Genomic DNA, 13,559 nt, shown 5'->3' with positions numbered 1-13,559 from the left:
ACCTCAGCGCGTCCCCGGCCGGCCCTTGCGCGACCGGTGCGACGCGTCCGGCTCCGAGGCGGGGTCGGCGTTCGGCGTCGTGCCCGAGGGCTTGGCCGCGGCCGCCTTGGCCGGATCGGCCTCGGCCCAGAACGCCTCGAACAGGCCCTGCATCGCCTTGACGTTCTGTTCCTGAACTTCGGCGCCGGTCTTCAGCATCTGCTGGAACATGCCGCCGGCGGCATCGGGTTCCGGCTTCGGCGCGGGCTTCGAGACCTGGGGCTTCGAGACCGGGGGCCTGGCGGCCTGCTTCTGCGCCTCCGGCGCGGCCTGCGCCGGGACGAACGCCTTCATCATTTCGGCCCAGCCCGGCGCGACTGCGAACGGCGAGGGTGCCGGGGCGGGCGCCGGCTTGGCCTCCGGAGCCTGCTGGTTCAGCAGCATGTGGACGATGCTCGCGACCACCGCGCCGGCCATCATCGGCAGCATCTGGCGCAGCACCTGCGAGCCGACGCCGCTGGCCGAGGAGGCCTGCTGCAGGATCGCCTGGGTGAGGGCCGGCGAGCCGAACATCTGCCCGAGCATGGTCTCGGCCGGGCTGGGTGCCGGGCTGGCGGCGGGGCGGGCGCCGGCCAGCCCGAACATCTGCGACAGGCCGGTCGGGTCGGGGACGGCGCTGCGCTGCAGCCCGAGCGCGAAGGCCGGCATCAGGGCCTCCATCGCCCGGCGCGTCTGCTCGGGGGTGAGGCCGAACTGCTGCGCCACACTCTGCATCCCGGCGCCGTTCTGGGCCTGAAGCATGTCGAGCGGGTTGAACATCACGCGGCCTTGGTCTGTTCGCCGCGCGGAAGACCGCATCGCGGGCCGCGCGTTCCAAGTCTAGACCCTTATCGACGCCGCTGGCCAGTTGCCGGCCAACGTTCGGGCGCGTCCCGGCGCGATCGGTGCCGCGCATCCACCGGGGATCGCGTCCCGGCCGGGATGCCCGGGGATGTCGCGCCCGCCGACGCGACGCGGCGCGCTACACCAGCGCGCCGCCATGGGCCGGGCCGGCGGCGACGCTCGCCTCGGGATCGGGCGCGCGCGCCGGCACCACGACGTCGCGCTCGAGCAGCGTGACCGTGCGGGCGGCCATCAGGATGCCGGCCAGCCCGAAGGCGAGCGAGCCGATGCCGACGCCGGCGAGAACTCCGCGCGGCCCGTACAGGGCGGCGCCCGCGAGCGCCGGCGGCATCGTGCCCAGCGTCGCCCGGCCCCAGTTGAGCAGGGTCGAGCGGAACGGGAAGCCGAGGTTGTTGAACGCGGCGTTGGCCAGGAACAGCAGGCCGTTGAAGAACCACACCCCGCCGCTGACGAGGCAGAAGAAGCCGAACAGGTCGGCGGCGACCCCGTCGAGCGCGAATAGCCGCATCAGCGGGCCGCGGGCGAGCACCAGGGCGGCCCACACCACCGCCACGTAGAGGAAGGTCACGAGCGCGCCGTCGCGGAGCACGCCGCGCATCCGGTCGAAGCGGCGGGCGCCCCAGTTCTGGCCGAGGATCGGGCCGATCGAGCCCGACAGGGCGAACAGCCCGCCGAAGGCCACCGGGGTGAGCCGGTCGATCACCACGTTGGCCGCCACCGCCACCGCGCCGTAGCGGGCCAGCACGTGGGCGAGGAAGGCGCTCGCCACAGACGGCGCGAGGTTGGTGAGCACCGCCGGCAGCGCGATCCGGAACACCAGCGGCGCGTCGGCGACCGTCGCCGCGAGGCTCGCGGGCGCCAGCATCCGGTGCTGGCGCACCCCGTGCCAGCCGATCAGCGCGAAGGTGGCGCGCGCCACGCAGGTGGTGATCGCCGCCCCGTCGACCCCGAGCCCGCCCCCGAAGATCAGCAGCGGATCGAGCCCCACCGTCACCAGCGCGCCGCCGAGCGTCACGAACATCGCCTGGCGCGCGGCGCCGACCGCGCGCAGCAGCCCGGAGAACATCATCCCCGGGCCCATCAGCACGTTCGAGGGCAGGGCGATCCAGAGGAAGCGCTCGGCCACGGTCAGCGTCTCGCCCTCCGCGCCGATCGCCCGCAGCAGCGGGTCCGACAGCGGCAGCAGCAGCGCCACGAGGAGGGCGGAGGCGGCGAGCCCGAGCAGCGTCGACGAGGTCGCGATCCGCCGCGCGCCGTCCCGGTCGCCGGCGCCGATCGCGCGGCTGACCAGGGCGCCGGCGGCGATCATCAGGCCGATGTTGATGGCGATGGCGAAGAACTGGACGATCGCGGCGAAGCCGACCGCGGCGGTGAGGTCGGTGTCGCCGAGCTTCGACACGTAGAGCAGCGACAGCAGGTCGACGACGAACACCGCCATCAGGCCGATCGAGCCGGTGGCGCTCATCACCACCACGTGGCGCAGGATCGAGCCGGTGACGAAGCGGCCGGCATCGGGTGGCACGGTCTTTCCTCCCCCCGAAGCGGGGGAGGGAGGGTCTCGCGTCGGCGAGGGCCGTGAGAGGGGAGCGCCGTCTCCGGATGACGCGCTCCGCTCTCTCCCCCTGCTGCGGGGGGGACCCTTCCCCGCTTCAGGGGGAGGGGGAAGGGCGGCGTCCGCCTCACCGCTCACCGCTCTGGACCTCCATCGCCGGCGTGCGGATCGCGCGCGCGGCCTGGGCGTCCGCCTCCGCCTGCGCCGCGGCCTCGGCCTCGCGCTCGGCCTCGCGCTCGGCGGTGTCGACCGGCGGCCGGTCGAGCATGCGGCCGGCGGCCTCGCGGCGGTCGTTGCCGATGATGTCGCGGGTCTCGGCCGAGAGCGCGCGGGCCGGGCGCTGCGGGGCGGTGAGCGGCTCCGGCTTCATCTCGGGCACGCCGATGCCGCGCAGCCAGCCGCCGCCCTCGGGGAGCGCCCCGGCCTGCTGCAGCACGAGGCGGGCGACGTCGCGCTTGCGCACGTCCTCGACCCGCGCGGCGGCGGCGTCGGCGGACAGCCCGAGGCCCTCCAGCGTCGCGCGGCCGAACACCAGGGCGGATTCGGCGGTCTCGCGGATGTGGAAGTCGACGTCGCGGTTCATCAGCTCGACGGCGTGCATCCGGTCGTAGGCGCGGACGTAGGTGCGGACCGACTCGAACTCCTCGTGGACGATGTCGACGATCTTCAGCGCCGCCTCGGCGTCGTCGATGCACAGGCACACCAGGTCGACCCGGCCGATGCCGGCGGCGCGCAGCACGTCGAGGCGGGTGCCGTCGCCGTAGTAGATCCGGAAGCCGAAGCGCGAGGCCGAGCGGATTTGCTCGACGTCCTTGTCGATCACCGTGACGCCGATGCCCTCGGCGAGCAGCACCTGCGTCAGGATCTGCCCGAACCGGCCGAAGCCGATCACCAGGACGCGGGCCTCGGCGCTCTCGACCACGTCGGTGGCCGGCAGCGCTTCGCCGCCGCGGCGGGCGCGGGCGAGGTCGAGCGCCTTGTCGAGGCCCTTGGCCGCCACCGGGCCGATCAGCATGGTGAGGGCGGCGAGCGCCACCGCGAAGCGCGTGGCGGTGGCGTCGGTCAAGCCCAGCGAGCCGGCGAGCGGCAGCAGCACGAAGGCGAACTCGCCGGCCGGCGCCAGGATCGCGGCGCCGCGCACCGCGTCGAGCCAGGTCGAGCCGAACAGGCGGAACAGCCCGGCCACCAGCGCGACCTTGACCAGGATCGCCGCGAAGGTCGCCCCGAACAGCAGCGGCCAGACCGCGCGCACCAGCCCGCCGTCGATCGACATGCCGACGCTCATGAAGAACAGGCCGAGCAGCATGCCGCGGAACGGCTCGATGTCGGCCTCGAGCTGGTGGCGGAAGTTCGATTCCGACAGCAGGATGCCGGCCAGGAACGCGCCCATCGCCATCGACAGGCCGACCTCGGCCATCAGCAGCGCGGTGCCGAGCACCACCAGGAGGGCCGCCGCCGTCATCACCTCGCGGGCGCCGCTCGCGGCGAGCAGGCGGAAGAAGCGGTTCAGGCCGTAGCGGCCGACGAGCACCACGGCGACGATCGCCGCCAGCGCCTTGCCGGTGGAGAGCGCCGCGTCCCCGAGCCAGGGCGCGCCGCTGCCGCCGCCGGCCGATGCCAGGAGCGGCATCAGCGCCAGGATGCCGACGACGGCGATGTCCTGGAACAGCAGCACCGCGAAGGCGCGGCTGCCGTAGGCGGTGCCGAGGTCGCCGCGCTCCTCCAGGAGCTGCAGCGCCACCGCGGTGGCCGAGAGCGCCAGCGTGATGCCGATGATGCCGCTGGCGCTGGGCGCCGCGCCGAGCAGCACGCCGAGGCCCCCGAGCACGATCGCGCAGACGACGAGCTGCGCCGTGCCGAGCCCGAAGATGTCGCGGCGCATCGAGACGAGCTGCGACAGGTGCAATTCGAGCCCGACGATGAACAGCAGCAGCACCACGCCGATCTCGGCGACGCTCGCCGCCGTCTCGGGCTCGGCGATCAGCGACAGGCCGGACGGGCCGATCAGCACCCCGGCGACGAGGTAGCCCAGCACCGCGCTCTGCCCGAGCAGCCGGAAGATCGGCACGCCGATCACCGCCGCCGACAGGAACGTCAGCACCGGCGGCAGGAAGCTCGCATGTTCGGCCGGGCTCGCCATGAAGCGCCTGATCGCGAGGACGGGACGTCCTGCCCTTACCGCGGACGGCGCGGAGGCGCGAGGGCCTTGCGGGTGCCGTTCGTCACCCGGCCGGCCCGCGGCGGCGCGCGGGCCCGCCGGAACGGCCGGCGCGGAACGCCGTCCCCCGGGCGTCGGGCACGGATCGGGGTTGCGCTTTTGTATTCCTTAACGCGGGCCACCTATACTTTATTGCGAGCAAATGTTCGGGCGCCGAAGCCCATGAAGACTTTATTCCCGGAGTCGCGCGTGTCCCTGAGAAATGTTTCGATCCGCACGCGGCTCGTCGCCGCCTTCGCGACGCTGACCCTGTTCGTGCTCGGGCTCGGGCTCGCCGGCCTGTCCGGCATCGCGACGGTCGAGGAACGGCTGGTCGACGTGCAGACGCGGTGGCTGCCGAACGTCCGCGACGCCGGCGCCCTCGACGCGCTGACCGGGCGGTACACCACCAGCCTGCTGCGGCACATGCTCACCACCGAGCCGAAGGCGCTGGCCGCCATCGAGGGCGACATCGCCCAGCGCGGCCAAGCGATCGAGACCGGGATGGCCGCCTACGCGCGCGGCATCGCGCAGCCCGAGGAGCGGGCGCTGTACGAGACCTTCCTGCGCGAGTGGGGCGCCTTCACCGCCACCGAGGCGCCGATCCTCGCCCATTCCCGCGCCGGCGAGAAGGCCGAGGCGCTGCTCGCCTACCAGAGCAAGGGGATCGGCGCGCGCCGCAACGCCTCGATCGCCCTGGAGAGGATCATCGCCCTCAACACGGAGGGCGCCGCGCGCGCGGAAGCGTCCGCCGCGGCATCCGTCGCGCGCACCCGGTTCTGGATGGTCGCGGCCCTCGGGACGGCCCTGGCCCTGGCGGTCGCGATGGCCGTGCTGCTGATCGCCGGCATCGGCCGCGGGATCGACCACGTCGTCCGGCCGATGCAGGCTCTGGCCGAGGGCGACCTCGAGACCGCGATCCCGCTCCAGGGCACGCGCACCGAGATGGGCCGCATCGCCGACGCGGTGCAGGTGTTCAAGGCTGCGCTGCTGCGCATGCGGGCGCTGGAGAGCGAGACCGCCCTGGCGCGGGCCGGCGCGGAGGCGCAGCGCAAGGCCGCGATGCGGCAGATGGCCGACACCTTCGAGCGCTCGGTCGGCGGCATCGTCGCGACGGTGACCGCGGCGGCGACCGAGCTGCAGGCGACGGCGCAGAGCATGACGGCGACCGCGACGCAGACGGCATCGCAGTCGACGACGGTGGCGATGGCCGCCGAGGAGGCGGCCTCGAACGTCAACACGGTGGCGGCGGCGGCCGAGGAGCTCGGCTCGTCGGTGCTGGAGATCGGGCGGCAGGTCGGCGGCTCCTCGGCGCTGGCGCAGGGGGCGGTGGCCGAGGCGGCGCAGACGGCGGCCGTGGTGCAGGACCTGAGCGAGGCGGCGGCCCGGATCGGCGACGTGGTGGCGATGATCTCGTCGATCGCCGGGCAGACCAACCTGCTCGCCCTGAACGCCACGATCGAGGCGGCGCGCGCCGGCGAGGCCGGCCGCGGCTTCGCGGTGGTGGCGGCCGAGGTGAAGGAGCTCGCCGCGCAGACGGCGCGGGCCACCGGCGAGATCGGCAGCCAGATCGGGCGGATCCAGGACTCGACCCGCCAGGCGGTCGCGGCGATCGACGCGATCGCGGGACGGATCCGGGAGATCTCCGGGGTGTCGGCCTCGATCGCGGCGGCGGTGGAGGAGCAGGGCGCGGCGACCCAGGAGATCGTGCGCAACGTCGGCGAGGCGGCCTCCGGGACGGGGGCGGTGACGGCCAACATCGGCGGGCTCGCGGCGGCGGCCGACGAGACCGGCGCCGCGGCCTCGCAGGTGCTGACCTCCGCCACCGAGCTGTCGCGCCAGTCCGAGCACCTCAACGCCGAGATGAGCCGCATGCTGGCTTCGCTCCGCGCCGCCTGAGGCGGGGCCGGAGGGGGCGGCGGTCGCGTCCCGGTTGCGGGACGCGCGGTCACGAAGGTCGGACGGCAGGCGCGCGCTGCCGATCGCGCCGTCCGCACGCGCGCTTGCCATACACAAGCTTGCAAGCGACGGGCGACGCTTATAATCCGGCTTGCAGGCCCGCGGATCGACCGCGCTGCGGCCGCAGCGAGCGACCCGGACGGGATCGCCATGCCGCCTCGCGTCCGCCTCTCGAAGACCCGCGACCTGCTGGCCGCCCTCGAAGCCGACGGATGGGGGATCGCGCGGAAGGGCCCGGGCGACCATGTCCAGCTCAAGCATCCGACCAGGCCGGGACGGGTGACTGTGGATGCCGGTCGGCGCGAGCAGGCGATCGGCCCGCTGCGAAGCGTGTATCGGCAAGCCGGGTGGGTGTGGTGACGCCTCCCCCTTCGAGGACGAGGCCGGATCGTCGGCCCGACGGGAAGCACCGCCCATGGCCCGTGTCGTCATGCTGATCCACGGCGAGGCCGGAAACTACGGCGCCTCGTTCCCCGATTTCCCCGGCGCCACCACCGGCGCGGACGACCTCGACACGCTCTACGTGAAGGCGGCCGAGATGCTGGCCTTCCATGTCGGCGGCCTGGCCGAGGATGGCGAGCCGATCCCCGGCATCCGCTCGCTCGACGTTCTACGCTGCGATCCCGTGTTCCGCGAGGACAGCGCCGATGCGATCGTCGCCCTCATCGACGTCGACCTCCCCGGGCGCGCCGTGCGGGTGAACATCTCGGTCGAGGAGAATCTGCTGAAGCGGATCGATCGCGCGGCCGCCTCGGCCGGCGAGACCCGGTCCGGCTTTCTCGCCTCGGCCGCCAAGGCGCGGCTCGTCGGCGCCGGGACCTGAAGCCCGACGCGACCCGCGCAGCGCCCCCGAATCCCCACCCTTCGACGAACGCCGGCTCCGGGGGTCACCCGCGCCGGCAAACGTGCTATAGCGCGTGCCCACGCGGCGGGTTTGCCGCGGCCGCCCGGTTGACAGGGCGGGCCCCTCCTCGCCACATCCCGGATCATGAGCGCCATCACGAATCTCGACACCGCCTCGGACGGGGCGTCCGCAACCGCAGCAAAGCCGCCGCTGGAGATCCTGCTCGCAGCCCCCCGCGGCTTCTGCGCCGGCGTGGTGCGGGCGATCGACGTGGTCGAGCGCGCGCTCGCGATCTACGGGCCGCCGGTCTACGTCCGCCACGAGATCGTGCACAACAAGTACGTGGTCGAGAGCCTGAAGCGCAAAGGCGCGGTGTTCGTGCGCGAGCTCGACGAGGTCCCCGACGGCGAGGCGCCGGTGATCTTCTCCGCCCACGGCGTGGCCAAGACCGTGCCGGCCAACGCCGACACCCGCGGCCTGATCACCATCGACGCCACCTGCCCGCTGGTGACCAAGGTCCACCGCGAGGCCGAGATCCACCACAAGCGCGGCCGCCACGTGCTCCTCGTCGGCCATTCCGGCCACCCGGAGGTCGTTGGCACCATGGGCCAGTTGCCCAAGGGCTCGATCACCCTGGTCGAGGACCTCGAGCAGATCGCCGCGCTCGAGCCCGAGAACCCGAACAACCTCGCCTGGGTCACCCAGACGACGCTGTCGGTCGACGACACCCTGCACATCGTCGCGGCCCTGAAGGCGAAGTTCCCGACCATCACCGGGCCGCACAAGGACGACATCTGCTACGCCACCACCAACCGCCAGGAGGCGGTGAAGCAGATCGCGCCGCTGGTCGACGCGCTGATCGTCGTCGGCTCCTCGAACTCCTCGAACTCGCAGCGCCTGCGCGAGGTCGCCGAGCGCGTCGGCTGCCCAATCACCCGCCTCGTGCTCCGCGCCGAGGAGATCGACTGGCCCGCCTTCGAGGGCATCACCAAGCTCGGCCTCACCGCCGGCGCCTCGGCCCCCGAGGTGCTGGTCGAGGAGATCATCGACGCCTTCGCCGCCCGCTACACGGTGACGGTCGACACGGTGCAGACCGTGGTCGAGGACATGGTCTTCCCGCTGCCGCGCGAGCTGCGCAGCGAAGCCGCCGAGTAGGTTCTCTGCGACTTTGGGCGGCGGGTGCCATCGCCCGCCCGTCTCGCCGGCTCGGGCCGGCGGGGAACATCGTCGCGTGCCGATTGATCTGAAGATCCGTAGAAAAGAAGCGCCGTGGCCGTCTACACCGAGGTATCCGACGCGGCTTTGACCGACTTCCTCGCCGATTACGAGATCGGCGGGCTGCTCTCCTACAAGGGCATCGCGGAAGGGGTCGAGAACACCAACTTCTTCCTGCACACCACCGGCGGCGCCTACATCCTCACCCTGTACGAGAAGCGGGTGCGGGCCGGCGACCTGCCGTTCTTCATCGGCCTGATGGAGCACCTGGCGAGCCGCGGGCTGGCCTGCCCGCAGCCGATCCGCAACCGCGACGGCACGGCGCTCGGCACCCTGTGCGACCGCCCGGCGGCGATCGTCAGCTTCCTCGACGGGGTCTCGGTGAAGGCGCCGACCGCGCATCACTGTGCCGAGCTCGGACGCGCCCTGGCCCGGCTCCATGCGGCGGGCGCCGATTTCGGCATGCGCCGCGACAACAGCCTCTCGGTCGGCGCCTGGCGGGGGCTGTTCGACCAGGCCGAGCGCCAGGCCGACGGCGTCGCGCCCGGGCTCGCCGCGCGCACCCGCGACGACCTCGCCCTGCTCGAGGCGCGCTGGCCGGCGAACCTGCCCGGCGGGGTGATCCACGCGGATCTCTTCACCGACAACGTGTTCTTCATCGGCGATGGGTTGTCGGGGCTGATCGACTTCTACTTCGCCTGCACCGACGCCTTCGCCTACGACCTCGCGATCTGCCTCAACGCGTGGTGCTTCTCTCCTGAGGGCACCTACCACCGCGACATGGGCGCGGCGCTGATCGCCGGCTACGAGGCGGTGCGCCCGCTGGAGGCCGCCGAGATCGAGGCCCTGCCGATCCTGTGCCGCGGCGCGGCGCTGCGGTTCATGCTGACGCGGCTGGTCGACTGGCTGAACGTGCCGCCCGGCGCCCTGGTGCAGCCGAAGGACCCGCGCGAGTACGACCGCCGCCTGAGCTTCCACCGGCAGGCCGCGGACGCCTCGGCCTACGGATGGTCGCGATGAGCGAGGCGGCGACCGACGCGGCCCCCACCCGGGTCAAGATCTACACGGACGGGGCCTGCTCGGGGAATCCCGGCCCCGGCGGCTGGGGCGCGATCCTGATCTACGGCGACACGCGCCGCGAGATCTCGGGGGGCGAGGCGCACACCACCAACAACCGCATGGAGCTGCTCGCCGCGATCGAGGCGCTGGAGACGCTCAAGCGTCCCTGCCGCGTCGACGTGTTCACCGACTCGCAGTACCTGCGCCAGGGCGTCACCAGCTGGATCCACGGCTGGAAGGCGCGGGGCTGGCGCACCGCCGACAAGAAGCCGGTGAAGAACGAGGACCTGTGGCGCCGCATCGACGCGGCGCGCACCCGCCACACGGTCGAGTGGCACTGGGTCAAGGGCCACGCCAGCGACCCGCTGAACAACCGCGTCGACGCGCTGGCGGTGGCCGCGATGGCGCCGTTCAAGACCCGCCGCTGAGGGGGGAGGACCCGCGCCCCTCAGGCGAGCGGGCCGGGGATCGCGCGCTCGGCTTCGGCGAGCAGCCGCGTCTCGTGGCGGCGCACGAACAGCCACAGGGCCAGGCCGCCGAAGATCACCAGGGCCAGCAGCGCCAGCCCGACGGGGCCGGCGATCTGCTCGATCGAGCGGCCGCAATAGTAGGAGCCCAGCCCCATGCTGGTCGCCCAGGCGAGGCCGCCGAGCCCGTTGAACAGCATGAAGCGGCGGGCATCGAGCCGGTTCACCCCGGCGAGCAGTGCCGCGTAGGCGCGCAGCATCGCGGTGAAGCGGCCGAAGAACACGATCTTCCCGCCGTGCTCGCGGAACAGGTACTGCCCGAGCTTGAGCCGGCCGTGGTCGAGGGCGATCATGCGGCCGTAGCGCAGCAGCAGCGGCATGCCCCAGCGCCGGCCGACCCAGTAGCCGAGGTTGTCGCCGATGATCGCGGCGGCGGCCGCGGCGGCGATGATCAGCGCGATGTTGAGGTTGCCGGTGCTGCCGGCATAGACGGCCGAGGAGATCAGCACGGTCTCGCCCGGCATCGGCACGCCGGCGCTCTCCAGGGTGATGATGACGAAGATCGCGACGTAGCCGTAGGACGCGATCAGGTCGGCGATCGGCAGTTCGTGCAGGAAGGACATGCGGCCCCTGAGGTTGATCGGGCCGCAATTCGCAACGGGAAGGTGGCCATTCGAGGGCGCATGTCCGGCCTCGGCCGGCGCGCCCTCCCAAGGGCGTCCCCGCCGGGATCAGATCACCTTGAGCAGCGCCTCGGCGCTCGAGGTCTCGGCCTTCGAGGGCGATTCCTCGACGTTGAGGACGCGCACCACGCCGTCCTCGACCAGCATCGCGTAGCGCTTGGAGCGGATGCCGAGGCCGAAGCCGCTGCCGTCCATCTCCAGGCCGAGGCCCTTGGCGAAGTCGCCGTTGCCGTCGGCGAGGAACTCGAGCCCTTCCGCGCCGCTGGCCTTCGACCACGCGTCGAGCACGAACACGTCGTTGACCGAGGTGACCGCGATGGCGTCGACGCCGCGCGCGAGGATCGCGTCCTTGTTGTTGACGAAGCCCGGCAGGTGGTTGCGGTGGCAGCTCGGGGTGAAGGCGCCCGGCACGCCGATCAGCACGACGCGGCGGCCCTTGAACACGTCGTCCGTGGTCTTGGCGAGGGGGCCCTCGGGGCCGGTGATGCGGAAGGTGGCCTGGGGCAGGTGATCGCCGACCTGAATCGTCATGTTGGACCGTTCCTCGCGCATCGCGGCATCGCGCCGCTTCGGATCGGCGGTGACGTAGCGCGGCCCGCGGGGGCTGTCGAGCGAGGCGGCGCGCGCAAGGGCGATCGCCAGGGTGATCGCAGGGATGGCGCCGCGGGATCGGGATGCGGTCGCCGGTTCGGGCCGCGCGCCTCGGCGCACCGCCTTCGCCCGCGCGCGCTCCAGGCGCGCCAGCTCCCGGCTGGGCCGGAACAGGAGGATGCGGACGAGGGTCCGCATCTCCGGCGTCCCCGCCGCCTCGACCGCCGCCTGCGCCGCGATGCAGGCATCGACCGTCGTCGCGAGATCGCGATGCGAATTCATCCGTCCTCGATACGGGTTTGACGCGCGGCCCGAAAACATCGAGCTGTCGTGCCATCATCCGATAGTTTTTGTCGGACGTAGATCGGTTACGCTGACCGCATGGCCGACTGTAAAACTGATTTCCGATCATTCGATCGGTGATGCGCATGGGTTCCGAATCCGTCGCAGGTTCCGGCCGAGCGGCCGCCAGGCTGGCGGAGATCGCCCGGTCCCTCGCGATCCCGGTCTCCGCCTTCGACGACCCGCGCGCCTGCCCGCTCGGCGGCCCGCTCGGCGACACGGCGGAGCTGCTTCGCCTGTGGCAGGGGATCGACGACCCGCTGCTGCGCGCGCGCGTGCTCGCTCATGTGCTCGCTTCGGCGCCGGCGACCGCCCAAGGGCGGAGAGCGCTGCCGGACCGGGCGACGCCGGAGCGCGACCCGCCCGCGTGACCGGCGACACCCGCACGGCGTTTTGTCCGCTGGACATCGGGGGGGCGGAGCGTAGCATGCGCGGATGCCCAGGCCTTCGATACCGATGCCCGATTCCGGCGATCCCGCCTACCTCGACGGCCAGTTCCTCGTGGCGATGCCGGGGATGACGGATGCGCGCTTCGCCCGCTCCGTCATCTACGTCTGCGCGCACTCCGCCGACGGCGCGATGGGCATCATCGTCAACAAGCCGGTGACCGACCTGTCGATGCCCGACCTCCTGGTGCAGCTCGACGTGGCGGGCGAGGCCGACGCGATCCGCCTGCGCGAGCGGGTCGGCCACATGCCGGTGCTGATGGGCGGCCCGGTCGAGGGCAAGCGCGGCTTCGTGCTCCACACCGACGACTTCCACATCGACCAGTCGACGCTGATCATCGACGACGGCATCTGCCTCACCGCCACCGTCGAGATCCTGCGCGCGATCGCGGCGGGGGACGGGCCGGCCAGCGCCGTGCTGGCGCTCGGCTATGCCGGCTGGCAGGCGGGCCAGCTCGAGAGCGAGATCATGGCCAACGGCTGGCTCAACTGCCCGGCCGACCCGGACCTGATCTTCCACGCCGACCTCGCCGGAAAGTACGACCGGGCGCTGCGCGGCAACGGCATCGACCCGGCAATGCTCTCGGTCAGCATGGGCCGGGCCTGACGGCGCGGTCCCGCCCGCGCGAAGGGCCGGCTGTCGCGCGCCTTGCAGATCGGCGAGGCGCGCTCAGGTGCAAGCCTCGTCAGGTGCAGGCTTTGCCGCCGGGCATGACGACCTCGTTGTAGGTCGACTTGGCGGGCTGGCCGCCGCGGACCGGCCAGGGCACGTTGGCCTTGAACGTGAACTGGTTGTTGGCCCCGCCGACGAAGCGGATCAGGTTGCTGCCGAGCAGCGGCGCGTAGGGAACGCTCACCTCGGCCAGCACGTAGCGCATGCCGCCGATCTGGAAGCCGTCGGGAACGGTGAGGTCGGCCGCCGTCCCGAGCCCGCGGGCCGTGCCGTTGCTCGTGGCGTAGCTGGAGCAGACCTTGGGACGCTGGCCGCCGCCGTCGGCGTACACGCCGAGCGCGCTGACCACGATGCTGGCCGAGCCGCTGGCATAGGGCGTGAGGACGAGCTTGGCCGAGGCCAGGATGTCGGTCATCGTGGCGGTCGCCATCGGTGTCGCGGCGTCGCCCTGCGCGGTGAGATCCGCGACCGTCCGCGCCAGGAGCGTGACCTTCCGGTAATGGTCGATCGCACGCGCGAATTCCGAGATGCCGAGCGAGATCGTCAGCAGGATCGGAAGGACGAGCGCGAACTCGATCGCCGAGACGCCGCGGGCATCGGATCCGAAGCCGGACGACGATGCCGGCCGATCGGCCGTCCGCAGCATCGC

14 protein-coding genes are annotated in these 13,559 nt (G+C 72.6%); 8 read left to right on the top strand and 6 right to left on the bottom strand.

Annotated features, from left to right (window positions below):
• Positions 1-3 precede the first annotated feature (3 nt).
• The 3 genes from ACFZ8E_RS26320 to ACFZ8E_RS26310 form a co-directional block, all read right to left on the bottom strand.
• Positions 4-798 carry a DUF937 domain-containing protein gene (locus tag ACFZ8E_RS26320; protein WP_147728603.1) on the bottom strand — a complete coding sequence of 265 codons (795 nt, stop codon included), beginning with the start codon at positions 796-798 and terminating at the stop codon, positions 4-6.
• Between the two features lie 202 nt (positions 799-1,000).
• Positions 1,001-2,347 (bottom strand): MATE family efflux transporter, encoded by a 1,347-nt coding sequence (locus ACFZ8E_RS26315; RefSeq protein WP_405044456.1) that lies wholly within the window; start codon positions 2,345-2,347, stop codon positions 1,001-1,003.
• Positions 2,348-2,561: 214 nt separating this feature from the next.
• Entirely contained in the window at positions 2,562-4,574 is a 2,013-nt protein-coding gene (locus ACFZ8E_RS26310) for a monovalent cation:proton antiporter-2 (CPA2) family protein (RefSeq protein ID WP_147859476.1), read from the bottom strand.
• Positions 4,575-4,841: 267 nt separating this feature from the next.
• On the opposite strand from ACFZ8E_RS26310, the gene ACFZ8E_RS26305 reads away from it, so the two are divergent.
• The 6 genes from ACFZ8E_RS26305 to rnhA all read left to right on the top strand — a co-directional run bounded on the left by ACFZ8E_RS26305 (position 4,842) and on the right by rnhA (position 10,136).
• Positions 4,842-6,530 (top strand): methyl-accepting chemotaxis protein, encoded by a 1,689-nt coding sequence (locus tag ACFZ8E_RS26305; protein WP_405044275.1) that lies wholly within the window; start codon positions 4,842-4,844, stop codon positions 6,528-6,530.
• A 210-nt stretch (positions 6,531-6,740) separates the two neighbouring features.
• Positions 6,741-6,950 (top strand): type II toxin-antitoxin system HicA family toxin, encoded by a 210-nt coding sequence (locus tag ACFZ8E_RS26300; RefSeq protein ID WP_243951667.1) that lies wholly within the window; start codon positions 6,741-6,743, stop codon positions 6,948-6,950.
• Between the two features lie 55 nt (positions 6,951-7,005).
• Positions 7,006-7,413 carry a type II toxin-antitoxin system HicB family antitoxin gene (locus ACFZ8E_RS26295; protein ID WP_243951666.1) on the top strand — a complete coding sequence of 136 codons (408 nt, stop codon included), beginning with the start codon at positions 7,006-7,008 and terminating at the stop codon, positions 7,411-7,413.
• Between the two features lie 165 nt (positions 7,414-7,578).
• Positions 7,579-8,589, top strand: coding sequence for a 4-hydroxy-3-methylbut-2-enyl diphosphate reductase (gene ispH / locus ACFZ8E_RS26290; RefSeq protein WP_147728444.1), 1,011 nt, complete (start codon positions 7,579-7,581; stop codon positions 8,587-8,589).
• A 114-nt stretch (positions 8,590-8,703) separates the two neighbouring features.
• The gene (locus ACFZ8E_RS26285; protein WP_147728443.1) at positions 8,704-9,669 is read left to right on the top strand and encodes a homoserine kinase; all 966 of its coding nucleotides are present in this window, start codon (positions 8,704-8,706) and stop codon (positions 9,667-9,669) included.
• Positions 9,666-10,136 (top strand): ribonuclease HI, encoded by a 471-nt coding sequence (rnhA, locus tag ACFZ8E_RS26280; protein ID WP_147728442.1) that lies wholly within the window; start codon positions 9,666-9,668, stop codon positions 10,134-10,136. Before ACFZ8E_RS26285 ends, rnhA begins: the two co-directional genes overlap by 4 nt.
• A 20-nt stretch (positions 10,137-10,156) precedes the next feature.
• Here the strand turns inward: rnhA and ACFZ8E_RS26275 are convergent, their stop codons facing one another.
• On the bottom strand, positions 10,157-10,798 hold the full coding sequence (locus ACFZ8E_RS26275; protein ID WP_147728441.1) for a DedA family protein: 642 nt from the start codon (positions 10,796-10,798) through the stop codon (positions 10,157-10,159).
• A 108-nt stretch (positions 10,799-10,906) separates the two neighbouring features.
• Entirely contained in the window at positions 10,907-11,389 is a 483-nt protein-coding gene (locus ACFZ8E_RS26270) for a peroxiredoxin (RefSeq protein ID WP_147728447.1), read from the bottom strand.
• A 488-nt stretch (positions 11,390-11,877) separates the two neighbouring features.
• On the opposite strand from ACFZ8E_RS26270, the gene ACFZ8E_RS26265 reads away from it, so the two are divergent.
• Positions 11,878-12,162, top strand: coding sequence for a hypothetical protein (locus ACFZ8E_RS26265; protein WP_405044274.1), 285 nt, complete (start codon positions 11,878-11,880; stop codon positions 12,160-12,162).
• A gap of 64 nt (positions 12,163-12,226) precedes the next feature.
• Positions 12,227-12,844, top strand: a complete 618-nt coding sequence (locus tag ACFZ8E_RS26260) for a YqgE/AlgH family protein (RefSeq protein WP_187274848.1) — start codon at positions 12,227-12,229, stop codon at positions 12,842-12,844.
• A 79-nt stretch (positions 12,845-12,923) separates the two neighbouring features.
• Here ACFZ8E_RS26260 and ACFZ8E_RS26255 read toward each other — a convergent pair whose 3' ends face one another.
• A complete protein-coding gene (locus ACFZ8E_RS26255; protein WP_147843509.1) occupies positions 12,924-13,556 on the bottom strand; it encodes a TadE/TadG family type IV pilus assembly protein in 633 nt (210 codons plus the stop codon).
• Positions 13,557-13,559 lie beyond the last annotated feature (3 nt).

The organism is Methylobacterium sp. HMF5984 (genome assembly GCF_045033435.1).
Taxonomy (GTDB): Bacteria; Pseudomonadota; Alphaproteobacteria; order Rhizobiales; family Beijerinckiaceae; genus Methylobacterium.
Note: the sequence above shows the minus strand (reverse complement) of the source record. Positions and strands in the feature narration are given on the sequence as shown.